This window comes from Stutzerimonas stutzeri (assembly GCF_024448985.1).
GTDB classification, from domain to species: Bacteria; Pseudomonadota; Gammaproteobacteria; order Pseudomonadales; family Pseudomonadaceae; genus Stutzerimonas; species Stutzerimonas stutzeri_AP.
This window is the reverse complement of sequence record NZ_JAMOII010000005.1, coordinates 1-24,280: the sequence shown is the minus strand read 5'-3', so window position 1 is coordinate 24,280 and position 24,280 is coordinate 1. Positions and strand designations below refer to the sequence as shown.

At 61.3% G+C, this 24,280-nt stretch carries 23 protein-coding genes and 1 pseudogene; 16 read left to right on the top strand and 8 right to left on the bottom strand.

The window, feature by feature from the left end; genetic code table 11:
• Nucleotides 1-99: 99 nt before the first annotated feature.
• The 5 genes from NA647_RS08685 to NA647_RS08665 all read left to right on the top strand — a co-directional run bounded on the left by NA647_RS08685 (nt 100) and on the right by NA647_RS08665 (nt 3,977).
• A complete protein-coding gene (locus NA647_RS08685) occupies nt 100-906 on the top strand; it encodes an alpha/beta fold hydrolase (protein WP_256048710.1) in 807 nt (268 codons plus the stop codon).
• The gene (locus NA647_RS08680; RefSeq protein WP_256057323.1) at nt 903-1,760 is read left to right on the top strand and encodes an alpha/beta hydrolase; all 858 of its coding nucleotides are present in this window, start codon (nt 903-905) and stop codon (nt 1,758-1,760) included. Before NA647_RS08685 ends, NA647_RS08680 begins: the two co-directional genes overlap by 4 nt.
• Nucleotides 1,761-1,862: 102 nt before the next feature.
• Entirely contained in the window at nt 1,863-1,997 is a 135-nt protein-coding gene (locus tag NA647_RS08675; RefSeq protein ID WP_256057322.1) for a hypothetical protein, read from the top strand.
• An 8-nt stretch (nt 1,998-2,005) separates the two neighbouring features.
• Nucleotides 2,006-2,809: a DUF4892 domain-containing protein gene (locus tag NA647_RS08670; protein WP_256057321.1), complete on the top strand. Its 804-nt coding sequence runs from the start codon at nt 2,006-2,008 to the stop codon at nt 2,807-2,809.
• Between the two features lie 76 nt (nt 2,810-2,885).
• Nucleotides 2,886-3,977, top strand: a complete 1,092-nt coding sequence (locus tag NA647_RS08665) for an AI-2E family transporter (protein WP_256057320.1) — start codon at nt 2,886-2,888, stop codon at nt 3,975-3,977.
• Nucleotides 3,978-3,995: 18 nt separating this feature from the next.
• Here NA647_RS08665 and NA647_RS08660 read toward each other — a convergent pair whose 3' ends face one another.
• Entirely contained in the window at nt 3,996-4,982 is a 987-nt protein-coding gene (locus tag NA647_RS08660; RefSeq protein ID WP_256057319.1) for a patatin-like phospholipase family protein, read from the bottom strand.
• A gap of 167 nt (nt 4,983-5,149) precedes the next feature.
• On the opposite strand from NA647_RS08660, the gene selD reads away from it, so the two are divergent.
• From selD to NA647_RS08625, 7 genes are all read left to right on the top strand, one after another.
• Complete coding sequence (gene selD / locus NA647_RS08655; protein ID WP_256057318.1) at nt 5,150-6,184, top strand: selenide, water dikinase SelD; 1,035 nt, start codon at nt 5,150-5,152, stop codon at nt 6,182-6,184.
• A complete protein-coding gene (mnmH, locus tag NA647_RS08650) occupies nt 6,184-7,305 on the top strand; it encodes a tRNA 2-selenouridine(34) synthase MnmH (protein ID WP_256057317.1) in 1,122 nt (373 codons plus the stop codon). The genes selD and mnmH overlap by 1 nt, the downstream gene beginning before the upstream one ends.
• Complete coding sequence (locus tag NA647_RS08645) at nt 7,302-7,580, top strand: hypothetical protein (protein WP_256048717.1); 279 nt, start codon at nt 7,302-7,304, stop codon at nt 7,578-7,580. Before mnmH ends, NA647_RS08645 begins: the two co-directional genes overlap by 4 nt.
• A gap of 215 nt (nt 7,581-7,795) precedes the next feature.
• Nucleotides 7,796-8,713 carry an AAA family ATPase gene (locus tag NA647_RS08640; RefSeq protein ID WP_256057316.1) on the top strand — a complete coding sequence of 306 codons (918 nt, stop codon included), beginning with the start codon at nt 7,796-7,798 and terminating at the stop codon, nt 8,711-8,713.
• A gap of 33 nt (nt 8,714-8,746) precedes the next feature.
• Nucleotides 8,747-9,709 carry a DUF58 domain-containing protein gene (locus NA647_RS08635; RefSeq protein ID WP_256057315.1) on the top strand — a complete coding sequence of 321 codons (963 nt, stop codon included), beginning with the start codon at nt 8,747-8,749 and terminating at the stop codon, nt 9,707-9,709.
• Entirely contained in the window at nt 9,706-11,724 is a 2,019-nt protein-coding gene (locus NA647_RS08630; protein WP_256057314.1) for a transglutaminase TgpA family protein, read from the top strand. Before NA647_RS08635 ends, NA647_RS08630 begins: the two co-directional genes overlap by 4 nt.
• A 99-nt stretch (nt 11,725-11,823) precedes the next feature.
• On the top strand, nt 11,824-12,621 hold the full coding sequence (locus tag NA647_RS08625; protein ID WP_256057313.1) for an acyl-CoA thioesterase: 798 nt from the start codon (nt 11,824-11,826) through the stop codon (nt 12,619-12,621).
• Between the two features lie 98 nt (nt 12,622-12,719).
• Here the strand turns inward: NA647_RS08625 and NA647_RS08620 are convergent, their stop codons facing one another.
• Both NA647_RS08620 and NA647_RS08615 read right to left on the bottom strand, forming a co-directional pair.
• Nucleotides 12,720-14,192, bottom strand: coding sequence for a methyl-accepting chemotaxis protein (locus tag NA647_RS08620; RefSeq protein WP_256057312.1), 1,473 nt, complete (start codon nt 14,190-14,192; stop codon nt 12,720-12,722).
• Nucleotides 14,193-14,274: 82 nt separating this feature from the next.
• Nucleotides 14,275-15,096 (bottom strand): TatD family hydrolase, encoded by an 822-nt coding sequence (locus NA647_RS08615; protein ID WP_256057311.1) that lies wholly within the window; start codon nt 15,094-15,096, stop codon nt 14,275-14,277.
• A 177-nt stretch (nt 15,097-15,273) separates the two neighbouring features.
• Between NA647_RS08615 and NA647_RS08610 the strand changes: the two genes are divergently transcribed.
• Nucleotides 15,274-16,680, top strand: a complete 1,407-nt coding sequence (locus tag NA647_RS08610; protein ID WP_256057310.1) for a transglycosylase SLT domain-containing protein — start codon at nt 15,274-15,276, stop codon at nt 16,678-16,680.
• Nucleotides 16,681-16,872: 192 nt separating this feature from the next.
• Here NA647_RS08610 and NA647_RS08605 read toward each other — a convergent pair whose 3' ends face one another.
• The 5 genes from NA647_RS08605 to NA647_RS08585 form a co-directional block, all read right to left on the bottom strand.
• The gene (locus tag NA647_RS08605; protein WP_256057309.1) at nt 16,873-17,883 is read right to left on the bottom strand and encodes a lipase secretion chaperone; all 1,011 of its coding nucleotides are present in this window, start codon (nt 17,881-17,883) and stop codon (nt 16,873-16,875) included.
• A gap of 47 nt (nt 17,884-17,930) precedes the next feature.
• Nucleotides 17,931-18,869, bottom strand: coding sequence for a triacylglycerol lipase (locus NA647_RS08600; RefSeq protein WP_256057308.1), 939 nt, complete (start codon nt 18,867-18,869; stop codon nt 17,931-17,933).
• A 301-nt stretch (nt 18,870-19,170) separates the two neighbouring features.
• Nucleotides 19,171-19,668, bottom strand: a complete 498-nt coding sequence (gene greB / locus NA647_RS08595; RefSeq protein ID WP_256057307.1) for a transcription elongation factor GreB — start codon at nt 19,666-19,668, stop codon at nt 19,171-19,173.
• Between the two features lie 56 nt (nt 19,669-19,724).
• A complete protein-coding gene (locus tag NA647_RS08590; protein WP_256057306.1) occupies nt 19,725-22,226 on the bottom strand; it encodes an ABC transporter permease in 2,502 nt (833 codons plus the stop codon).
• Nucleotides 22,223-22,909, bottom strand: a complete 687-nt coding sequence (locus NA647_RS08585; protein WP_131651509.1) for an ABC transporter ATP-binding protein — start codon at nt 22,907-22,909, stop codon at nt 22,223-22,225. Before NA647_RS08585 ends, NA647_RS08590 begins: the two co-directional genes overlap by 4 nt.
• A 10-nt stretch (nt 22,910-22,919) precedes the next feature.
• On the opposite strand from NA647_RS08585, the gene NA647_RS08580 reads away from it, so the two are divergent.
• From NA647_RS08580 to NA647_RS08570, 3 genes and pseudogenes are all read left to right on the top strand, one after another.
• Nucleotides 22,920-23,525, top strand: coding sequence for an arylesterase (locus NA647_RS08580; RefSeq protein WP_256057305.1), 606 nt, complete (start codon nt 22,920-22,922; stop codon nt 23,523-23,525).
• A gap of 44 nt (nt 23,526-23,569) precedes the next feature.
• Nucleotides 23,570-23,851, top strand: coding sequence for a hypothetical protein (locus tag NA647_RS08575; RefSeq protein WP_256057304.1), 282 nt, complete (start codon nt 23,570-23,572; stop codon nt 23,849-23,851).
• Nucleotides 23,852-23,917: 66 nt separating this feature from the next.
• Nucleotides 23,918-24,280: pseudogene (locus tag NA647_RS08570) on the top strand (L,D-transpeptidase family protein); the annotation flags it as partial.

Below are 24,280 nucleotides of genomic sequence, written 5' to 3'. Positions count from 1 at the left end.
TGTTTGGCAGGACCGCCTTGGGTTCTGCCGCTCAGGCCGTTTGCCGTAAGGGGAAAGGTGACCAGAAAATAGCTGTCTTTCACTTATTGCAGCGAGCCCATGACGCAACGCATCTTCTTCGCGCACGCCAACGGTTTTCCTTCGGGCACCTATCGCAAGCTGTTCGGCGCCTTGGCGCCGGAGTACACCGTTACTCATCTTGACCAGCACGGCCATGATCCGCGCTTTCCGGTGGATGACAATTGGCAAAACCTGGTGCAGGAACTCATCGAACAGCTCACAGCTCTGAACGAGCCGGTGTGGGGTGTCGGCCATTCGCTGGGAGGCATGCTGCATTATCACGCTGCCTTGCAACGTCCCGAGCTTTACCGCGGGGTTGTCATGCTCGATTCGCCGATGACGACCTGGTTCGATCAGACCCTGATCTGGGTGGCGAAGCGTTTCGGCTTCATCGATCGGCTCACTCCAGCGGGTCGTACCGTCGGTCGCCGCGAGGCGTTCAGTTGCGTGAATGAGGCGCGGGAATATTTCGCCAGCAAGACGTTGTTTCGTGCATTCGATCCCGAGTGCCTGGACGCCTACGTCGAACATGGACTGGAGCCAACCGCCGAGGGGTTGCGTTTGCGCTTCGATCCCGAAACGGAAATCCGTATCTACCGCAGCGTGCCGCATGTTACGCCCGGCTGGCCGCATGCTCTGAAGATTCCGCTTGCCGTGGTGCGCGGCAGCCAAAGCCGGGTGGTGCTGCCGCATCATGCGTATCTGCTTCGGCTGGTTGCGCACGGCGAGTCGCATACTCTGCCCGGTGGACACATGTTTCCGCTCGAGCACCCTCGCGCCACGGCCGCTTTACTCAAACAATTGTTCAGCCGCTGGAGCGATCTGGATAGAAGAGGTGCCGCATGACTGTTGTGTTCGAAGAGATTCGCCTGAGCCTGCCGCATATCGAAGTTGCGGCGCATCTCTACGGTCCAGAGGATGGCCGGCCCGTCATTGCATTGCACGGCTGGCTGGACAACGCCGCCACCTTTTCCCGTCTGGCGCCGTTGCTGAACGGCGTCCGTATCGTCGCGTTGGACCTACCGGGACATGGTCATTCCGATCATCGTCCGGTCGGCGCCGCCTACAACATCTGGGATTACGCTCACGACGTGCTGCAGACTGCCGAGCAATTCGGCTGGCAGCAGTTCTCCCTGCTGGGCCATTCGATGGGGGCGATCGTGTCGGTGCTATTAGCTGGCGCCATGCCTGATCGAATCGAGCGTCTGGCATTGATCGATGGGGTGATTCCCTATACCGGCGAGGCCGACACCGCGCCGCAGAAGCTCGGCGAATCGTTGCAGGCGCTGCTCGCCGTCGATGAGAAACGCAAACCGGTCTATGCCACTTTCGAACAGGCTGTCGCGGCACGCATGAAAGGTGTCGGAGCGGTCAGCCGGGAGGCGGCCGAACGCCTTGCCCAGCGGGGGTTGATGCCGGTTCCGGGTGGCTATACCTGGCGCACCGATGCCCGACTCATGCTGCCATCCCCAATGCGCCTGACGCGTGCGCACGCGCTGGCATTCGCTCAGCGGGTGACCTGTCCAGCCAGCTTGATCCTGGCGGAGCAGGGGCTGATGACCCGGCCCGAAACACTTGAGTTGTGTGAATCCCTGCCGTTCACGCTGCACCGTTTGCCGGGCGGGCACCATCTGCACCTGGATGATCAGGCAGGTACCGAAGCGGTTTCGGCTGTTTTCAATCCGTTCTTTGCGTCCTGATTCAGGCGGTAGCGCAGTTACGCAAGAATCTGTCGCAAAGCCTTGCTTGACTTGCTTTTGCCAACTGGTGAGGCTGGGCAATCGCCTCACCAGGGACCACCCATGATTACCTTCCTTACCCGCCATGCCCAAGGCCACACGGTATCCGTTGTGCTCGATGAACTCGGCCTGTCTTCTTGCTCGCGGCTGCTCGGAAGCGCACCCGCATGTCTAGAAGCCAGCGGTGCGATCCGTTGAGGGCCGGTATGCGAGCTGCATGGATTTTCACGTTGGGAGCTTTTGCCGGTGTGGTGAGCGCTGCCGACCTTCCTGGCAGCCGGGATTTCGAGTCGCTGCCACGCTATCCGCAGGCGCAGATCGTGGCGTTCGAGGAACAGCCAGTGCTGGAGCGGACCTACCCGCTGGATTCGATTCGGCGCATTAGCGGTCGCTTGCGGATGAGCGATCAGGTTACGGCGAGCGGGCAGCTGACGGCCGTGACTTACCTGTTACCGGCGGTCCATACCGGTATCGAAGCATTCGAGCTGGCGCGCAATAGCCTGTTGGAAGGCGGTGCCGAATTGCTTTTCTGGTGCGAAGGGCGCCAGTGTGGATCGAGCAGCCTGTGGGCCAACGAGATTTTCGGGCGCTCGACGCTTTATGGCCCGGAGGCCAGACAGGCCTATCTGCTGGCGCGCCTGCCCGGCGATTCTGATCGCTTCATGGCGCTCTACGGCATTACCCGCGGCAATGGTCGCCCTTATCTGCAAGTGGAACAGTTCAGTCCCGATGAGACGCTTGGCGTCATTCTGCCGAATCCGGCGACGTTGTTGCGCCAACTGAAGGATACCGGCGAGCTCTGGCTGCCGCGGTTGCCTCAAGAGCCCACGGCGGAGTGGGGCGCCCTGCTGGCCAATGTGCTGCGGCTCGACAGCACCGTACGAGTGGCGCTCGAAGGTGAAGGGGCGGCAGAGTGGCATGAAGCCTTGACGCAGGAGCGAATCCGGGCGCGACGCCTGGAGGCCGAAGTGTCCGAAGAGAGTGGCTTGCGAATCAAACTGTTGCGCTGAAGGGCGTTTCAGACTGCAATGGCGCACTGCCCGGTGCGCTTTGCTCGCACCACGTTTTTCTTCGATAGGTAACCTGATGCTCAACAACGATCGTCTGCTGGTGCAGATTCTGCTCCTGGTGCTGCTCGGTGCCTGTGTGTGGGTGCTGGCTCCGTTTGCTTCCGCGCTGTTCTGGGCTGCGGTACTGGCGTTCGCGAGCTGGCCGGTCATGCGCATACTGACACGCTGGTTGAAGGGCAACTCCACTCTCGCCGCAACGCTGCTGACGTTTGGCTGGATGGTGTTGGTAGCGGTACCGCTGGTGTGGCTGGGCTTTAACATTGCCGACCACATTCGAGAGGTCAACGTGCTGGTGCACGACCTCCAGATGCAGGGCTTGCCGCCGCCCCCCGACTGGCTCGGCGAGTTGCCGCTGGTAGGCGACCGCTTGTTGGGGCTATGGAACACCCTGGATGAACAGGGCACAGCCTTCTTCGCCACCATTCGCCCTTACATCGGCCAGGTCGGCAACTGGGTGCTGGTGCGCAGTGCGCGCATTGGCGGTGGGATGCTGGAATTGGCGCTCAGCCTGGTGCTGGTGTTTTTCTTCTATCGCGACGGACCTAAACTCGCAGCCTTCATTCACAGCCTGCTGCATCGGTTGATTGGCGACCGTGCCGATCATTACCTAGAGTTGGTAGCCGGTACGGTACAGCGTGTCGTCAACGGTGTGATCGGTACGGCCGCTGCTCAGGCGATCCTCGCTTATGTGGGGTTCAGCATTGCCGGCATACCGGGTGCGTTGATTCTCGGTCTGCTGACCTTCGCGTTCAGCTTTCTGATGGTTCCGCCACTGATATGGGGGCCAGCGGTGGCCTGGCTGGCCTGGCAGGGCCAGTACGGTATGGCAGTGTTTCTCGGTGTCTGGGGTATGTTCATCATCAGCGGCGTGGACAACGTGCTGAAGCCCTATTTGATCAGCCGGGGCGGTAATCTGCCGTTGGTAGTCGTGCTGCTTGGCGTGTTTGGTGGCGTACTGGCGTTCGGTTTCATGGGCCTGTTCTTAGGGCCGACGCTACTGGCGGTTGCCTACAGCCTGCTGGGTGACTGGCTGATCAAGGAGGTGCCGGAAGTCACCAGTCCGGAGAAGCTGGCGGGCAGTGGATTCGATCAGACGCACCCTCGCTGAAAGGGCGATCAGCGGTGACTAACGCTGTTCTTCCTCGTACTTGTCGAGCGTGTCTCGGGCGACGATCTGGCCCAGCTTGATCAGCTCTGGCGCCTTGTAGAACTCATAGAAACGGCACGCACGCTTAGGAATGTTGACTAGCACGTTCGGGGGATAACCGGCGATCTTGTACTGCGTCAGCGAGGATTGCATGACCTCGAAGCTCTGGTTGATAAGCTCCAGCAAGGACGCTGGGCTACCCACATCCACGACCATCGATCCTTCTGCCGATTTCGGTGCGCTCTGCCCGGAGGGCGCTGCCGGCGGCTGGGTGCCATCGCCTTCTTCCGCAGCCTGAAGCTCGGCAAGTTGCTCTTCCAGTCCCTTGCTGCGCCAGAACGGAATGTGCGAGCTGATCGAGTTGACCATCGCATCGAAGCGACCCGGACGGATTACCTCCGGCAGCGGGTATTGCAGATGGTTGTTGGCGTTGAGGTTGACCGCGATGATGATGTCGCAGTGGGCGGAAACGACCGGCACGATCGGCAACGGATTGAGGATGCCACCGTCGACTAGCATCCGGTTGCCCTGCATGACCGGCGTGAACAGGCTCGGGATGGCTGCCGAGGCGCGCATCGCCTGCTCCAGGTTGCCTTCCTGAAACCAAATTTCCTGCTGGTTGGTCAGGTCGGCCGCGACGGCTGTGAAGGGGATCGGCAGATCCTCGATGTTGATCGAGCCCAGCATGTCGCGAATACGTCCGAAGATCTTTTCCCCTCGTATCGCCCCGAGACTGAAACTTGGATCGACCAGGCGCAGCATGTCCAGGTAATCCAGGCTTTCGACCCAATCGCGATATTCGTCCAGCTTGCCCGCTGCGTAGATTCCGCCAACTACCGCACCCATCGAGCAGCCTGCGACGCATTTGATTTCATAGCCCCGCGCCGTCAGCTCATCAATGACTCCAATATGCGCATAACCCCGCGCGCCACCCGACCCCAATACCAGTGCGACCTTGTTGCCCATGCGATTCTCCCTAATGGCAGGGGCGATAGCTTCAAGCTTCATGCCGCAAGCTTCAAGTTAAAGCCAGGCGTGGCAACGAAAACATCACCATCGCGGCGCAGCGAAGGCGGCTTCGGCCTTTGCTACAATCGGCGCCCGTTTTGCCAGCGTCATGAGGGCCTTTCCAGATGAGCGAACCCATCCGCCTTACTCAGTACAGCCATGGTGCCGGCTGCGGCTGCAAGATTTCGCCCAAGGTGCTGGATGTGATCCTCGCCGGCAGTGGCGCGCAGAATCTCGATCCGCGCCTGTGGGTCGGCAACGCCTCGCGTGACGATGCCGCCGTGTATGGCATCGACGAAGAGCGCGGCGTGGTGTCGACCACCGATTTTTTCATGCCCATCGTCGATGATCCGTTCGACTTCGGTCGCATCGCCGCCACCAACGCGATCAGCGACATCTATGCCATGGGCGGTGATCCTCTGATGGCCATCGCGATTCTTGGCTGGCCGGTCAACCTGTTGCCGCCGGAAGTGGCCCGCGAAGTGATTGCTGGAGGGCGAGCCGTCTGTGACGCGGCAGGTATTCCCCTGGCCGGCGGCCATTCGATCGATGCGCCCGAGCCGATCTTCGGCCTGGCGGTAACCGGGCTGGTGAACAAGGCCCAGATGAAGCGCAACGACACGGCATCGGTCGGCTGCAAGCTCTATCTGACCAAGCCGCTGGGCATCGGCATTTTCACCACGGCGGAAAAGAAGGCCAAGCTGCGCGACGAAGACGTTGGCCGGGCGCGTGACCTGATGTGCACGCTCAACCGGCCGGGCAGTCGTTTCGGCAAACTCGCGGGCGTGCGCGCCATGACCGACGTCACCGGTTTCGGCCTGCTCGGGCATCTGGTGGAAATGGCCGACGGCAGCGGTGTGACCGCGCGCATCGACTACGCCCGCGTGCCGCGTCTGGAGGGCGTCGAGTATTACCTGGAGCAGGGCTGCGTTCCCGGTGGCACCGAGCGCAACTTCGAAAGTTATGGCGACCGCATCGCTACGCTCGATGAAGCGCACAAGCAGCTGCTCTGTGACCCGCAAACCAGCGGTGGACTGCTGGTGGCGGTGGCGCCCGGAGGCGAGTCGGAATTTCTCACGGTGGCGGCCGAGCTCGGTCTGGCATTGGAACCGATCGGCGAGTTGGTCGATGCCGGCGCCTTTGCGGTCGAGGTTTGTTGATGCGCAGCGATACCAACAACTTTCGTGAACTGTTTCTCAACGATGTTCCGATGATGGATGCCCGTGCGCCCGTGGAGTTTGCCAAGGGTGCTTTCCCGGGCGTGGTCAATTTGCCGCTGATGGACGACGTCGAGCGGCAGAAGGTCGGCACCTGCTACAAGCAACACGGCCAGCAGGCGGCGCTCGAACTCGGTCACCGCCTGGTCAGTGGGACGATCAAGGCCGAGCGCATCCAGGCGTGGGCCGACTTCGCACGTAACAATCCGCAGGGCTACATCTACTGTTTCCGTGGCGGGCTGCGTTCGCAATTGGTCCAGCAATGGCTCAAGACCGAGGCGGGAATCGACTATCCGCGTGTGACCGGCGGCTACAAGGCGATGCGCCACTTTCTGCTCGATACGCTTGAGCACGCGGCGGCGCACGACGACTTCGTGCTGGTGGGTGGCATGACCGGCACCGGCAAGACCGAAGTGCTGGCACGCCTGGAACACAGCGTCGACCTGGAAAACATCGCCAATCACCGAGGCTCGAGTTTCGGCAAGCGCGCCACGCCGCAACCGGCGCAGATCGATTTCGAAAATGCCTTGGCGATTCGCTTGCTGAAGCTGCAGCACGCCGGTGTCAGGCAGTTCGTGCTTGAAGACGAGGCGCGGCTGGTGGGGCGTTGCTCCATTCCGTTGCCGTTGTTCCACGGCATGCAACATTATCCGCTGGTGTGGCTGGAAGACAGCATCGATGGACGGGTCGAGCGAATTCTCAAGGACTACGTGATCGATCTCTGCGCCGAATTCGTCGCTGAGGAAGGCGAGGAAGGCTTCACAGCATTCGCCGAGCGTTTACGGCAAAGTCTGGTCAATATCAGTAAGCGGCTTGGGGGCGAAAGCTACAAGCAACTGGCTGAGGTTATGGAGCAGGCGCTTGCCGAGCAGGCCGCTACCGGCTCGGTCGATTTGCATCGCGGCTGGATCGAGGCATTGCTGAAGCAATATTACGATCCCATGTATGCCTATCAGCGCGAGAGCAAGGCTTCCCGAATCGAGTTTGCGGGCGAGCAGGACGCCGTGGTCGAGTTCCTGCGCGAGCGCGCCGCAGATAAGCACAATGGAGAGATGCAGCGATGAAAAACCTGATCTGTTTGACCGTACTGGCGCTGGCCCTGACAGGCTGCGCCGCGAAAACCGCCTATCGAGATAACTGTGCCTCTCAGCTGAACGCTGCCTGGGAAGAGCAGAGCCTAGCGGAAGCGGAAGGTTTCGCCGGTACCGTGAGCTATTCCAAAGCAATGGCGCTGCTGACTGGTGCCAAGACCCAGCAGCAATTCGAGGCGTTCCAGGGCTGCGTTGAAAAGGCCAAGAAGGCTCGCTTCTACTTGCGTGAGTCGCGCGCGGGACGTTAGTGCCGTTACCGTCTTGCTGGAAGAAAGTCGTAGGGCCGAACGTGTTCGGCCCTACGAGGAAGCTTATGCTTCGGAGCCGAGTGGTCCGTTCGATCCATCTTCGTTAACGCCGGCCTTCGATCACAACCTGGAACCTCGTCACAACAGGTTTCCTGCGCCTTTGCCTGAGGCTCCCGGTGTCAGTAGCATCGCTGGACGAACTGAAGGAGAGCGGCATGCGCACGAGATTGGACGTCTGTCTGCGAGCGGTGAATGAGGTACTGCTCGGCAAGCAATCACAGGTGCGGTTGGCCATGGCCTGTCTGCTGGCGAGAGGGCATCTGCTGATTGAGGATCTGCCAGGCATGGGCAAGACGACCCTCAGCCACGCTCTCGCCAAGGTAATGGGGCTGGAGTTCCAGCGGATTCAGTTCACCTCGGACCTGCTACCGGGCGACATCCTCGGCACCTCAGTATTCGACAAGGACAGCGGCCAATTTGCGTTTCATCCGGGGCCGATCTTCTCCGAGCTGATCCTGGCGGACGAAATCAACCGGGCCACTCCAAAAAGCCAGAGCGCATTGCTCGAAGCCATGGAAGAAGGGCAGGTGACCATTGAGGGCGCCACGCGACCGCTACCCGATCCCTTCTTCGTTGTCGCCACGCAAAACCCGGTCAGCTCTGGCGGTACTTTCTCTTTGCCCGAATCGCAGCTGGATCGCTTCCTCATGCGGCTGTCGCTGGGTTATCCGGCTAAAGCCGCGGAAAAGGCATTGTTATTGGGCGATTCGCGCCGCGATCTGCTCGTTCGGCTGGAGCCTCTGCTCGACCGCGCCGCGCTGGTGGAAATTCAGAATGCAGTGGCGCAGGTTCGAGTTAGCGATGCATTGGTCGATTACGTTCTGCGACTGGTCGAGGCCACCCGCACGCAACCACAGTTCGCCTGGGGCCTGTCGCCGCGTGGCAGCCTCGCGATGCTGGCCGCGGCACGCGCCTGGGCCTTTCTCGATGGTCGCGACTACGCCATACCTGAAGATGTGCAAGCCGTGCTGCCGTCCGTCGTCGGCCATCGTCTGCGTGAGCGCGCCGATGCCACCGGCCACGGCGGCGGTGCGCTGGTGCAGTGGCTGTTGCGCGAAGTGCCGGCGCTCTGATGGGCAATCGCAGCAATTGCGCAAAGGATCAACATGCGACTACTACCGCGGCTACGTGATCGCTGGCTGTTGAAGCGCATTCCGCCGGGCCCGAGCATGCGCCTCGACCAGCGGCGAATATTCATCATGCCGACGCCGGTGGGGATGACCTTTCTGATTGCGTTGCTGCTGATGCTGGTTGCGGCGATCAACTACCAGAACAGCCTCGCCTATGCGCTGACGTTTCTGCTCGGCTCGGTCTATATGGTCGCGATCCTGCATACCTGGCGCAATCTAGCCGGGTTGACGCTACATGCCGGCGGCTCGCAGGCCGTATTTCTCGGTGAACAGGCGCGTCTGCAGGTCAGGCTGGAAAGTCGTGGACGTCTTTATCAGGCGGTCGCGCTGGGATGGCCGAAAAGCGGTCTGCAAGTGGTCGACGTGCCGGCAGGCGGGACTTGCGAGGTCGACTTGAGCTTGGCGACCGAGCACCGTGGCTGGCTGCGGCCCGGGCGCCTGCGTGTCGAGAGCCGCTTTCCACTGGGCATTCTGGTGGCTTGGAGTTGGGTCGATCTGCAGCTGGCCGCGCTGGTGTATCCCCGCCCTGCGATTGGCGAGCTGCCAGAAGCAGCCGGGGCGGCCGAAGAAGAGCGTGAGGGAAGCCGCGCATCGGGGCCTGGCATTGACGATTACCAGGGGCTCAAGCCCTGGCAGCCGGGCGACTCACGGCGACGACTTAACTGGAAGGCCTATTCCCGCGGTCAGGGCTTGCTAGTCAAGGATTTCACTGCCTTGCTCGGGGAGGAGCCGTTACTCGATCTGGATGCGCTCGACGGTGATATCGAGGCACGGCTGTCGCTGCTCTGCCATTGGGTCGTCGAGTTGTCGGCACGTCAGCAACCCTTCGCCTTGCGCATCGCTGCGACAACCATCGGCCCGGACGCCGGCGTCGATCACCGCAACCATTGCCTGCGCGAGCTGGCGCTGTTCGGCCTGGAGCGGGAGGGCCGCCGATGAGCAGGCTCCAGACGATTCCACGAAACGGGCTGATCTGGCTGCTGGTCGCTCAGGTGCTGGTGATCCTGCCGCATCTCGGTCATCTGCCGTTGTGGATCATCGGCCTCTGGCTGGCCTGCGCCAGTTGGCGAGTGCAAATATTCCGTATGCGCGCTCGTTATCCGCGAGGCTGGATAAAAGCGCTGATGATGATCGGCGTGGGCGGCGGTGTGTACCTTTCTCGCGGCGGCCTGATCGGGCTCGACGCTGGCGTCGTGCTGCTGATCGCCGCGTTCATACTCAAGCTGTTAGAAATGCGCAGCCGGCGCGATGCCTGGGTGCTGATCTTCCTCGGCTTCTTCACCGTGACCACGAGTTACCTATTCAACGACAGCCTGCCGGCCGGGCTCTACAGCCTGCTGCCGGTCACCGCGCTGCTGGCGGCGATGATCGGCCTGCAGCAGAGCAGTACCGATACTCATCCCTGGCCGACGCTGCGTCTGGCAGGATCGTTGCTGTTGCAAGCCGTACCGCTGATGCTTGTGCTGTTCGTGCTGTTCCCACGCATGGGGCCGCTTTGGTCGTTGCCGCAGCCCAATGATCGTGGTGTGACCGGGCTTTCCGACAGCATGTCGCCAGGTGATATTGCCGAGCTGAGCCGGTCCGCCGAGCTGGCATTCCGGGCTAGCTTCGAAGGTCCGATTCCAGAGCGGGACCAGCTGTACTGGCGGGCCGTCACCTTCGAGCGCTTCGATGGCCGGCGCTGGTCCCAGTCGCTCGCGTCGCAGTTTTCGCCGGCGCCTGAGTGGACGCCCGACGGCACTGCGGTGAGTTACACCGTCGTCATGCAGCCCAGTGGCCGATCTTGGCTCTACGCGCTGGACGTGGCCCAGGTCGATGTCGAAAACGGTCAACTGATGGCTGATTTCCATCTGCAGCGTCCGCGCCCGATCCATCAGGCTTTGCTTTACCAGGCGACCTCATGGCCCGAGTCGTTGCGCGAACCCGCAGCCGAGCCCGCCACGCTGGAGCGTGCCTTACAGCTTCCAGCGCAGGGCAATCCGCGCAGTCGTGCCTGGGCTGCGGCGTTGCGCCGTGAGCATTCGGACCCCGAAGCCGTCGTGCAGGCGCTCCTTCAGCATTTCAATCGACAGCCTTACCGTTACACGCTGCAGCCTTCATCGGTCGGCGCCGATATCGTCGATGGCTTTCTGTTCGATACGCTGAATGGCTTCTGTATTCACTACGCTGGCGCGATGACCTTCGTCCTGCGCGCCGCTGGTATACCGGCCCGGGTCGTGGCGGGTTATCAGGGCGGCGAAATCAACCCGTCGGGCAACTACCTGTCGGTTCGTCAGCTCGACGCCCACGCCTGGGTCGAATACTGGAGTGCGGATCGAGGCTGGATTGCGGTCGATCCGACATTTCAGGTAGCGCCCGAGCGCATTGAGCTGGGGCTGGAGCAAGCGCTCTCCGAGGAAGACGCGCTTCTCGATGACTCCCCGCTGGCGCTGCGGCGCTATCGTGACATTGGCTGGCTGAACCAGCTGCGATTCGGCTGGGACAGCCTCAACTATGGCTGGCAGCGTTGGGTGCTCGGCTATCAGGGCGAGCGTCAGCTGGACGTTCTGAAAGGTCTGTTCGGCAAACTCGACGAACGCAAGCTCGGGCTGCTGACCGTCATCACTACCGCTGTGTTGATGATCATCCTGGCCTTGGTGCTGCTGAAACCCTGGCGACGTGAGCGCGACCCGCAGCTGCGCCTGTTTCGCCGCTTCGAACGGCTGCTGGCTCGTCAGGGCGTCGAGCGACAGGCGGGCGAGGGGGCGAGGAATTTCGCCGAGCGTGCGGCAAGTCAGCTTCCGGTAGCCGCCGATTCGATCCTCGATTTTTCTCGGCTCTATGAGATGGCTCGTTATGCCGGCCGTCCGGCTGACAGAGGCGCGATGCAAGCGGCCCTTGCAAAGGTGAGACGTCAGCTCCCGTGGCGCTCCGGTATCGGCAGAAACAGAAGAACAGCCTCGCCCGAACGATAGTGATGCGCGATGGTGCGTTATCACCGAATGCCAATCGCATGCCGTTACTCGCGTGTCGGCGATAAGATGACCGACTGAAAAGAACAAGCCGAGGTGGGCATGACCCTTTCCGAATTGATACAAGCCGTGCGTGAAAACCCGAACGACATTATCGTGCCCGCCACATGGGGGCAGGGTCGCGCGGGCTTTGGTGGGCTGGTTGCAGCACTGGTCTATGAGGCCATGCACGCGCAGGTGCCGGAAGGCCGGCCGGTACGCTCGCTGGCCATTACCTTCGTCGGCCCGCTGATGGTCGATACCCCGGTGAGTTTCGAGGCCGAAGTGCTGCGCGAGGGCAAGGCTGTCAGTCAGGTGCTTGGGCGGGCTGTGCAGGACGGCCAGGTGGTGACCATCATCCAGGGAAGTTTCGGCGCGGCGCGGACATCGGCCATTCAGGTCCCGGCGGAACCGGCACCGGCAATGCCGCCGGTTGATGAGTGTCAGGAGCTGCCCTACGTTCCAGGCGTGGCGCCAGAATTTACACGTTATCTGGCGATGCGTTGGGGGATCGGCGGGTTGCCGTTCAGCGGCAATCCTTCACGCGAAATGGGCGGCTGGGTGCGGCTGCGCGGTGAGGTCGAACGCGAGCCGGTCACCGTCGCGCATCTACTGGCATTGGTGGACGCATGGCCGCCAGCGCCACTGTCGCACTTGAAGCGCTTCGCACCTGGCAGTTCGCTGACCTGGACCATCGAGTTCATCCAGCCGGTACCGCAGTTTGACACCCACGAATGGTGTCGCTATCGCGCGGTGATCGAGCACGCCCAGGATGGCTACGGTCATTGTGCCGCGGCACTCTGGACAGCCGAGGGTGAACTGGTGGCGTTGAGTCGCCAGACGGTAACGGTGTTCGGCTGACCTATCCTTCAAGGTCGGACTCGAAAGGGCTACCAGAAAGGGCTGCTATCGACGGCGCCGGCGCAAAATCGAGCTGATCTTGCGCCGGCTAACATTTCTTATAGCTTGAATTGCTGAATCGCCTTGCTCAGCTCTCCGGAGAGCGCCGCTAGCTCTGAACTGGTAGTAGCCGAAGCGGCGGTCTGCGTGACGGTCTGTTCGGTGACGTCGCGAATGCCGGTCACCGAACGATTGAGCTCTTCGGCCACATCGCTCTGCTGCTCTGCGGCATCAGCGATCTGCGTGTTGCTCTCACGCATCTGCGCCACAGCCGCGGTGATCGCTTCCAGCGCCAGTCCTGCCTCACGAGCTTCGTTCACGCAATCATCAGCCTTCAACGAGCTTTCCTGCATGAATTCCACCGCATCGCGGGTCATGGCCTGGAGTCCGGCAATCATCTGAGTGATTTCGTCAGTCGAGACTTGTACGCGTTTGGCCAGATTGCGCACTTCATCGGCGACCACCGCGAAGCCACGGCCCATCTCGCCGGCACGAGCCGCTTCGATGGCTGCATTCAGCGCGAGTAGGTTGGTCTGCTCGGCGATGCTGTGAATGACGCTGACGACACCGTTGATCTTCTGACTGTCGGCGGCAAGCTGGCCAATCGTCTCGGCCGTTTGCTGCACGCCTTGGGACAGGCTGGAAATGGAGCGTTCGACGCGGGACACGACACTGTGCCCGTCGCCTGCGAGGCGGTCGGCATGCTGGGATTGGTCCCGTGTTTCTCGCGCATGATCGGCGATGTGGTGGACGGTCGCGGTCATTTCGTTGATCGCGGTAGCCGCCTGATCGGTTTCGCTCTTTTGGCCGAGCATGCCTTGGCGAACATCGCTCATGCTAGAAGCCAGGCGGCTGGCCCCTTCGTCCAAACGTGTCGCAGCCTGGGTCACCGTACCGACGATGCGCTGGTACCCGGCCTGCATGGCATTGAACGCGGCGGCCATCTGTCCCACTTCATCGCGGCTTTCTAGCGGTACTCGTACGGCAAGATCACCGCTGCGCTCTACATGCAGCATGACGTCTTTCAAGGTGTTGAGATGGCTGAGGAGGAAGCGAATCATCACCTGCGAAGCCGCCAGCAACGCCAACATCAGCACAGCGACCGCCAGCGCATAGCTGAAGAAATGCTCCTTTATCAGCTGCAAGACGCTAGGTGTGCGAGCCAGAACCGCAAGGATTTCGCCGCCTGGCCTGGCAATCAGCTGCGCGCCGATGACCGGGTTGGTCGCGAAAAAGCGGTCGTGATCGATGTCCATCCAGCCCTGGCGCGGTGCGGCGCTTTGGCCTTCGATGACTACCGGCTGACCTGCCGCAAATACCAGTAGATCGGGGTGCCGCGCAAGCGCGCTTTCCTGCGGCCAGCTCTGCAACACGTTGGCCATTTCTTGGGCGCTGGTCTGCGCATCTTGGCTGCGTGCCCGCTGCTCTAGCTGTAACGCGAATAGCACCAGCAACAGGGTGGTGACGAAGGTCACCATATTCAGAGCCCAGAATTTGTACTTCAGGGAAAGATCGCGAATCCAAAGAACCATGAGCGCGCTTCTTATGTAGTGGCAGGAGGTGTTAGCAAAACGTTGAGAACTAGTTCTTATAACGGCAGGACAACGTCTGGCTTTAGGGCTGTTTGGACTCAGTCAGAGGCGAGATACCAAAAAACGTCTGGGCGCACGCGGTGCTGGAGGCAGCCAGTTCCTCTTCGCTTACGCGGCGATGGCGGGCGACCTCGCGCAAGACCTCCGGCAGAAAAGCGGGTTCGTTCTGACCACCCTTGGGTTTGGGCCGTAGCGTACGGGGCAGCAGGTAGGGCGCATCGCTTTCGAACATCAGTCGTGCTGCAGGAATCTCGCGAACCAGCGGATGCAGGTGGGTGCCGCGACGCTCGTCGCAGATCCAGCCGGTGATGCCGATATGCAGGTCGAGATCCAGATAGGCGTAAAGGGCGCGTTTCTCGCCAGTGAAGCAATGCACGACCGCGGCGCTGAGCTGATCGCGAAAAGGTCGCAGGATCTCTACCAAGCGCTGATCGGCGTCGCGCTCATGAAGGAACACCGGCAGCCCGGTCTCCACTGCCAGTTGCAGGTGCTCTTCCAAGACCCGCTCCTGCTGAGCGCGAGGGGAGAAGTCGCGGTTGAAGTCCAGGCCGCACTCACCGACTGCCCGAACCTCCGGTTCGGCGAGTAAACCTTTCAGTTGGGTGGCGGTTTCAGCGATCCACTGGTTCGCAGCATGAGGATGAATGCCCGCCGTGCAAAACAAGCGTTGCCGGCTTTCATCCAGTTCGCGACAGAGCGCCAGAGCCGCTTCGCTTTCATCAATGCTAGTACCCGTCAGAATCAGCTGTGTGACGCCTGCCGCGTAGGCGCGATCCAGTATGGCGCGGGGATCGCGAGATAAGCTGGGGTGGGTCAGGTTGACGCCAATATCGACAAGCTGCATGAAACCTCTCGCTTATAAGATGAAAATATAACAATGGAAATCAAACAGTTAGATTTGATATCTAATGTTGGGTAAAAGCTGTCGCTGGCGGCTCGGCAACGCCTGTGAGAACCTTCGCCACCTTGCGGCAGGGTAGTCCACTCCTGCTTGTTATCCCATCGAGCGTATAAATCACGAATGATCCGTCTATTGCCCCTGCTGTGGCTGCTGATGCTTGCATCCTGGCCAGCCGCTGCGCGCGTGGTTGGCCCGCAGGCATGGCAGCCGACGGAGACGGTGCGCGATCTGGCCGAGATTCGCCGCAGTGGGACGTTGCGTGTCCTAGTCAATCAGAGTCGCAACAGCTCGGGCGAGGTCAAGGGAGAAGCCATAGGTGTCGAATATGTGCGTTTGCGTGCATTCGAGCAGTTTCTCAATCGCGGTTCGAAGGGTTCGTCGATCACCCTGGAAATCATTCCGAAAGCCAAAGACCAGTTGCTTGGCGCGCTGCAAAGAGGCGAGGGTGATCTGGTTGCACCCGGAGAGCTCCTCGAGCTTGGAGCGATGCACAGGGTAAGTCGCAGTCGGGCTGTTGTCGACGAGGTTCCGATGGTGCTGGTGGGTCGACAGGGCGGCCATCGCTATAAAAGCTTCGAGCAGTTGTCGGGGCGTAGCCTGGCACTACCGGCCGGCAGCGCTGCCGGCGCTGCGCTGGAAGCCGTCAACCAAGGCTTGATGCAGGCTGGGCGCGCGCCGATTGCAGTCGAGTGGGTCGACCCAACGCTTGCCGTGGAGGATGTGCTGGAGATGGTGCAGGCCGGCGTCTACCCGGCGTCTGTGGTCGAGCAGACCATCGCCGAACGTTGGGCAAAAGTGCTGCCGAAGCTGCGCATCGAATCGCAGCTGACGCTGGGTAAGCGCGCCGATATGCACTGGTTCATGCGAAAGGAGGCGAGTACGTTGCGCGCAAATGTCGATCGCTTCCTCAAGGGCTACAGTGCGCCGGATAATCAGGACGCCGCTTTCGTTCGGGTTTATCGGCGCCTCTATCGGGTGCAGTATCCGCTCGATCGCGTCGGGCGACAGCGCCTGGAGAAGGTGCGTCCGACCCTGCAGCGGCATGCTCAGCAGCAGGATATGGATTGGCTCAACTTGGCTGCGCTCGCGTTCAAGGAGTCGACCCTCAACCCGGCGGCTCGGGGCGCATCCGGTGCCACCGGGCTCATGCAGGTTACCCCGGCCACCGCCCGCAGCATGGGCGTCAGCGACATCGGCAAGCTGGACAACAATGTATTGGCCAGCGCGAAGTACCTGGCCAACATCCGTCGCGAATTCTTCGCCAGCCCCAGGCTGAACGAGCGCGAACGCATGGCGTTCGTCCTGGCTGCCTACAACATGGGGCCTCAGCGGGTGCAAAGCATGCGGGCCGAGGCCCGCCGACGTGGGCTGAACCCTGACCAATGGTTTTTTCAGGTCGAACGGATCGCCATGGAAACCATGGGCATGGGCGTGGTCAGCTACGTCAACGCGGTGAACAAGTACTACCTGGCCTATACGCGCGAGCGCTATCTGCTCGAAGGCGGGCCGCAAAGCGCCGCCAATTGAGTAACGCTGTTCAGTTAAGTCATTCGCCCCGAAGTCGGGGCTCCCACGAAGCAGCGGTCGCATTCTGCGGCTCCAGTGGGAGGCGCGCCCTCGCGGCGAATACAGGCCGCAGGCCTGCCTGAAACGCAGATTTGCCTGAGTGAACAGCATTACGCCAACCGAGCGCTTTGCCAGTCCTGTTTCCAGAAGTGGCTAGTCGCTTCTTTCGATTACTGACTGTCCAGCGACCAATAGGCGCTTGCGTTCGTTTTCATCGAAACGCTCTGCTGCCAAGCGCTCGATGGCGGTGCGTTTTTCTGTCTCGCCAAGGCCGCGGCTATTTTCCACAAGGGCTTTTTCTTCGAGATAGGCATTCAGCCGTTGCTTCCATTGCTGCCTTTTTTGATCGAGCTTTTCCAGGCGTTCGGTTGCCGCGTTGCCTACCAACTGCTGGCGCAGCTGACGCAACTCCCCGGCGGTGGCGCCGCTGGCTTGCAGCGCTTGTGTCTGCTCGCGTAGCTCGTTCTGCAGTCGGGGAACGAGCGTATCCAGCAATTCGGCCGGCAAGCTGGCTTGCAGACGGTCGATGGCGGCGCCTTTCGCGGCCGCATCCAGGGTTCGATCATGACGAATTGCCAGCCTATCCAGCGTGAAACTATCGCTGGCTTCATCCAGCTTGAAGAACGCCTGATGGACGTGGTCGTCGAATATTCCGGCGCGCAGTTGCCGAACCGCACTCAGCCGTTCGCGCATGGCATTCAGATCGGCCAGTTGCGCATGGTCCTTTTCAAGTATTAGCAGTCGCCGCTTGTAGTCGAGGTACTGGCCCAGCAGGCGCAATGCCTGGCCTTCAGCGGGCTGCGAAAGCTTCTCTTCCAGATAGCGACGCAGGCGGGTAACGCTGGCCTCGATCGACTCCTCACCAATCGAGGCCAGGAAATAGTCGAAGACACGACGGATATCGCCGTCGATGATCAGCTCGCCGTGGGAATCCGTTCGAAGTTGACCATCGATTTCGGTGCCGGCGAAGGAGGCCGGTAGGCGGGGGTTTGCCTGGGTTTGCACCGCCGGTTGGGCCGGCGGGAGGCTTCTTGTCTGGGTCGGTGCGGATAATTTGGCGAGCGGTAGCTCAGGCGTTGCGGAGGCCGGCTCAGCCTTACTACGCCAATCGACCAGGACGCCAATGGCCACAGCGAGAACGAACAAGATCGAAAGTTTTTTCATCGATATGCCTTGTGTCAGTGCCGGGGCCGATTGGCCCCGGCCGCAGCTCAGAGACCCGCGTTCTTGAGGCGATTGGCATGCTGACGGTATACGGTCAGCGGATCGGTTTCGAACAAGCTGGTCAGCCCGAGAACTTGGTTGACCTGATCCAGATGGTTCATCCGATAGTTATCGCGGATCACCATGCCGAGGTGAGAGCTGCAGCGTCCGACCAGGCCATCATTGGGCCCGTCGAAAGCGAGCGAGCCGACGCCCATCATGGCGTCGCTGATGTCCAACGGATTGGTCAGCGGGCTGGTACCGCTCCAGGAGTAGTAGCGCACGCCGTTGACCTTGTACGCGCCTTCGCCGCATTCGCTGGTCGGGATGCCCTGGGGGTATTTCGCGTTGAAGCGCGCTGCACCTTCGCTATGGAGCGATTCGAGTGTCCCAAGCGAATTTTGTGGAGCGCTGCTCGGGCTGCCGGAAAGGAAGTGAATCAAGGCGCCCATGCTGTTGACCAGTCCGGCGACGATGGCCTCGCCGGCAGAGCCCTCTGGGATTTTGCGGATCAGATCGGCCACATCCGAGCCCTTGTGAGGTGCGCCAACCGTCGTGACTGACGCAACCAGATCGGGACGTACGGCGGCAACGTAACGCACCGTCGGGCCGCCGTGACTATGGCCGATCAGGTTCACCTTGGATTTGCCGCTGATCGCGACGATCTCCTCGACCTGATTCAGCAGTTCTTCGCCGCGGAGTTCCGAGGTGTTGAGCTGGCTGACTTCAGTCACATACACCTGCGCGCCGTCGCGCCGAAGCGCATGCGGAATGCCATACCAATAATCGATTCCCAGAATGCTGTCGAAGCCGAGCATGCCGTGCGAAAGCACGATCGGGTAACGCGTCTGGGTGTAGCCGCTCGAGCCGAACAGGCCTGCATGCACTTGGCTGCTGGCCATGGCGGCACCGAGACATAGAGCGATCAACGTCTTTTTGTTATTCATGGATGCACTCAATCAGTAGGTGAATCGGGCATGAGCAGTCCCTCGCCATTCACCGCGCGCTGCGCGTACTGCCGCCGAACAAGTGCAGCAATCGTGCCAATTCCACAATGATCGAGAGCGTCCGCTCTGGCGTGGCGGACCCGGCATCGCTGATATCGTTTAGCTATCGCGATGCCCCGATTCGTCTGTTACCGGACGGAACGCTGAAGTGGGTAAGAAAGTGATCGTTTCGAAAGTTAACGGCCACATCGAAGCAGTTCGAGAAAGATGGCGACTCGTTAGTCACTTATAAACTACTCGGTCATGGATAGGCGATGCCGATTATGTACCAAAGTTTCGGGCCGGTTGGCGTTTGCACCTGCACCTCGGCATCCAGTGCTTTGCCCACCAATGCTCTGGCCAACGGAGAATCAATGCTGATCAAGCCTTGGCGCAGATCTAGTTCGTCCGGTCCGACGATGCGGTAGCGGGCCTGTTCACCTTCTTCGTCTTCTACCGTCACCCAGGCGCCAAAGTACACTTTGTTCGGGTCGCTCGGCTTCTGGCTGACTACCTTGAGCTTTTCTAATCGTTTCGTGAGAAAGCGCACCCGGCTGTCTATCTCCCTCAGCATTTTCTTGCCGTAGGTGTATTCGGCATTTTCGGAGCGGTCGCCCTGTGCCGCCGCTTCGCTAACCGCTTGGGTGACTTGCGGACGCCTGACATGCCAAAGCTCGTGCAGCTCGGCACGCAGCCGTGCCTCCCCCTCGGGCGTGATTAGTGGTGTGCCGGCGGGGCGGGGAGGACGATAGCGGCTCATGGGTTATCCGGTAAGGCAAGAAAGGCACATTCTAAAAGCACTTGTGCTTCGCTGGCTTAGCTTTCGCGAAGCACACTTAGCGGGCTGGCGTTCAATGCTCGGCGCGTGCCTATTACGCCAGCCGAACCGACCAGCAGCGCGCCGATCAATGGCAGCAACAAGAGCCAGGGATGGGGTTCCCAGCGCAAGTCGAAAACGAAGTGGTAGAGCAGGGCGCTGACCAATTCGCAGCCCAATGCCGCAAGCAGGCCGCTGGCGGCGCCGAGCACGCCGAACTCAGCACGCCTGGCTTTGAGCAACAATTTGCGTTCTGCTCCCAGTGCGCGCAGAAGGGCCCCTTGGCGGATGCGCTCGTCCAGGGTCGCCTGCAGCCCAGCGAACAGTACCGCCAGGCCTGCCGCCAGAACGAACATCAGCACGTATTCCACCGCGAGCGAAACCTGCGCCAGGATGCTGCGCAGCTGACTGAGCAAGGCCTCGACTTGCAATATCGTCGCCGACGGGAAATCTCGTGCCAGCTGCACCAGTTCACGGTCCTTGCCTTCGGGCAGATGAAAGCTGGTCATGTAGGTTGCGGGCACGTCCTGCAAGGTGTCTGGTTCGAAGATCATGTAGAAGTTAGGCTGGAAGCTGTCCCAGTTGACCTCGCGCAGGCTGGTCACGCTGACGTCTCGGGTCAGCCCGCCGACCGTGAAGCTGAGTCGGTCGCCTAGCTTCACTTGCAGACTTTCGGCCAACTCGGCTTCGACAGAGACGCCCGGCAGCTCGCTGCGTTTGCCGTCCCACCAGTGGCCTGCGGTCAGATGATTGTCGGATGGGAGCTCAGCCGCCCAGGTCAGGCTCAGGTCCCGGCGAATCGCTCGCTCACCCTGGCTTTCCTTGCTGACCAGCTGGCGCACCGGTTTACCGTTGATCGCGACCAGGCGACCAGGCACCACTGGATACAAGGGTGCGCTGTGATCCGACAGGCTCTCGATACGTTCGGCGAACGCATCGCGGTCAGCCGGCAGGATGTTAAGCACGAAGTGGTTGGGTGCGTCGTCCGGTAGCTGGTCTTGCCAGGTATCGAGCAATTCGCCGCGCAGCAGTGCAATCAGCGCCATGGCCAGCAGGATCAGCCCAAAGGCCAGTGATTGGCCGGCTGCGGCAAGCGGATGGCGAAGCAGCTGTCCAAGACCCAGACGCCATCGCAGCGAGGCGCCCGAAAGGGTGCGGCGCAATCCGCGCAGCGCCAGTAACAGCAGTCCGCCGAGTACGAGAGTGGCCAGCAGTCCGCCACCCAGTAATGCCAGGGTGATCTGCAAGTCCAGGCTCAGGCGCCACATGATCAGCCCGAGAGCTAACACTGCGGCTCCATACACCAGCCAGGAACTAGGCGGGACCGGCAACATGTCACGGCGCAGCACCCGCAGTGGCGGCACGCGGCCTAACGCAGCCAGCGGCGGCAAGGCGAAACCAGCCAGGGCGACCAAGCCGGTCGCGATCCCCGCCAGAGCTGGCCAGAGCGTGGCCGGCGGCACTTCGCTGACTACAAGATCGCGAAGTAGGAAAAACAGACCATGTTGAGCCGCCCACCCCAACAATGCGCCAGCTACGCTGGCAACCAGGCCTAGATAACCCAACTGCAATGTGTAGAGCATCAGCGCCTCGCGCCGGGACAGCCCAAGGCAGCGCAGCAGGGCGCTGGCGTCGAAGCGGCGAGCAGCGAAACGAGCAGCCGACAAGGCTACCGCGACACCGGCAAGCAGCACTGCGGCCAAGCTGGCCAGGTTCAGGTAGCGCTCGGCGCGCCCCAAGGCGCCACCGATCTGGCGATTGCCGTCCTTGGCTGTCTCGATGCGTTGATGCGCTTGCAGCTCAGGTTTAATCGCCTCTTCATAGGCTTTGAGCTGAGTCGCCGAGCCGCGCCAGAGTTCGCGATAACGTACGCGGCTACCAGGCTGCACGACGCCGGTTGCATTCAGATCGTCGAGGTGCATCAAGACGCGAGGGGTCAGGCTGTAGAAATCTCCGACTCGGTCCGGTTCGTAAGTCAGCACCCGAGTCAGCTGCAATGGCTTGTTGCCGACTTCGATGTAGTCGCCGATCTGCAGGTCGAGCGCGGCGAACAGGCGCGCTTCGGCCCAGGCTTCGCCCGGCTGCGGGCCGGGGCCGGCTTGTTCCGGTTGATAAGGCGCGGCTGCGCTGCGCAGTTCGCCGCGCAGTGGGTAATTACTGTCGGCGGCCTTGACGCTAGTCAGTTGCAGGTTGTCATCGGTCGCGACAACGCTGGAAAACTCCACAACACCAGAATGGTCGAGCTGAAGGCGGAGGCCCGCCTCAACCTGGGCTGGCTCGGCGGGTTCGCTGCCTCGCAAGACCAGATCGGCACCCAGAAACTCAGTGGCGCGCAGCAGCATCGCATCGTTCAGGCGTGCGCCGAAATAGCCGATGGCGGTGCTGGCCGCGACTGCAATCAATAGCGCGAAAAACAACACGCGCAGCTCTCCAGCGCGAGCGTCCCGTAACAGTTGGCGCAGCGCCAGGGCAGCCAGTCGGCTGGCGGGCACGCGCTTCATCGGGTCTGCTCGTCGCGAAGTTCGCGACCGCCTTCCAGGCGGAGCAGGTGCTGGCAGCGCTGTGCCAACCGTTCGTCATGGGTGACCAGCACGAGTGTCGTTCCGCGCTCCCGATTCAGTTCGAAAAGCAGTTCGGTAATGTTCGCACCGGTGTGGCTATCGAGATTGCCGGTCGGCTCGTCGGCAAACAGTATTTTGGGTTCCGCGGCGAAGGCGCGGGCGACCGCGACGCGTTGCTGTTCGCCGCCAGACAACTGCCTGGGATAGTGATGCAGGCGAGCGCCGAGGCCGACTCGTTCGAGCAGCTCGGTCGCCTTCGTCTGGGCGTCGCGGCGGCCATGCAACTCCAGCGGGAGCATGACGTTCTCCAGCGCATTGAGGCTGTCGAGCAGTTGAAACGACTGGAAAACGAAGCCGACATGTTCAGCACGCACCCTGGCGCGCTGATCTTCGTCCAGCTCTGTTAATGAATGGTCAACCAAACGCACCTCGCCCGAACTGGGGAGGTCCAGACCGGCGAGCAGGCCGAGCAGGGTCGACTTGCCGGAACCTGAAGTGCCAACGATGGCCAGGCTGTCGCCCTTGTTCAGACTCAGGGACACATCGTCGAGTATCGCCAGCTCGCCTTCCGCGCTGGGTACCGCTTTGCTAAGGTTCCGGGCGTAGAGAATGCTGGCGCTCATGGAGATTCCGATGCGAAATTGGCTGAAATATGGAGTTCTAGTGCTGTTGTGCTGGGCTCAGGGAGCCTTGGCGGGAACGGTGTTGGTGGTCGGGGATAGTATCAGCGCTGCTTTTGGGCTGGAAACCAGCCAGGGCTGGGTACATATGCTTCAGCAACGCCTTGATACAGAAGGGGGGGATTATCGGGTGGTGAACGCCTCGATCAGTGGCGACACCAGTGCTGGTGGGCTGGCCAGACTGCCCACGCTGCTCAAGGAGCATGGCCCCGAGGTGGTTATTCTGGAGCTGGGTGGCAACGATGGTCTGCGCGGGCAATCACCAGCGCAGCTGAAAGAGAATCTCGCGGCGATGGTTGAGCAATCGCGAAAGGCAAACGCCAAGGTCGTATTGCTCGGCATGCGTTTGCCGCCCAACCTTGGGCAGCGTTACACCACGGCGTTCGCCCGGGCGTTCGACTCGCTTGCCGAGGAAAAAGAATTACCTTACGTGCCGTTTTTTCTTGAGGGCGTAGGCGGGGTCGAGGGCATGATGCAGTCCGATCGCATCCACCCTACGGCTGCCGCGCAGCAGAGGCTGCTGAATAACGTCTGGCCAGTGCTCGAACCCTTGCTTTGAGGTGCGCGCGCGGCTACTGTCGCGGCCCTCGATTGGAGCCTCAGATGCCGCGCCCAGCCTGGACCCTATTTGCCTATCGCCTCATCGTCCCGGACGAGCAGTTCGACCTTTTCGCCTGTCGCGAGAATCGTCTGCATCTTGCGCTGCGTCAGCTCGAATTGAGTGGCCGGGGCGACCGTACGCTCTGCGGCGGTTTTTTGCCTGCGCGACCACATTGGCAGGATGTCGAGCGCTCTACTCTCAAGAGTCGCCAGCTCTGTCCGGCATGCCGCGACGCGCTGGGCGCGCAGCGCAAAGGCCTCCCGTCTGCCGTTAGCGCCTGGTAGCTCGGCTGCCGCCGTCGCTTCGAGTACAATCGCCGGCAACACAATCAATTTTTCAAGGAACACCTGATGCTCTCGCGTGCGTCTGTAGTCGCCTCCTGTTTGTCCTTCGCTGCGTTGCTGTTGGCTGGCCGCTCTGCTGCGCTGGAGTTGCCGTTGCCCCCGGAAGGCGAAGACGTGGTTGGGCAGATCCAAGTCATCAAGGCCAAATACGAGGACACCTTCGCGGCTTTGGGCGAGACGCATGATCTGGGCTATCTGGAGCTGGTTGCGGCTAATCCGGGCGTCGATCCATGGCTGCCGGGTGAAGGTACCGACATCATTCTGCCGACGCGCTTCATTCTTCCGCCTGGGCCGCGGGAGGGCATCGTGATCAACCTGGCTGAGTATCGGCTGTATTACTACCCGAAGGGCGAAAACGTCGTACACACC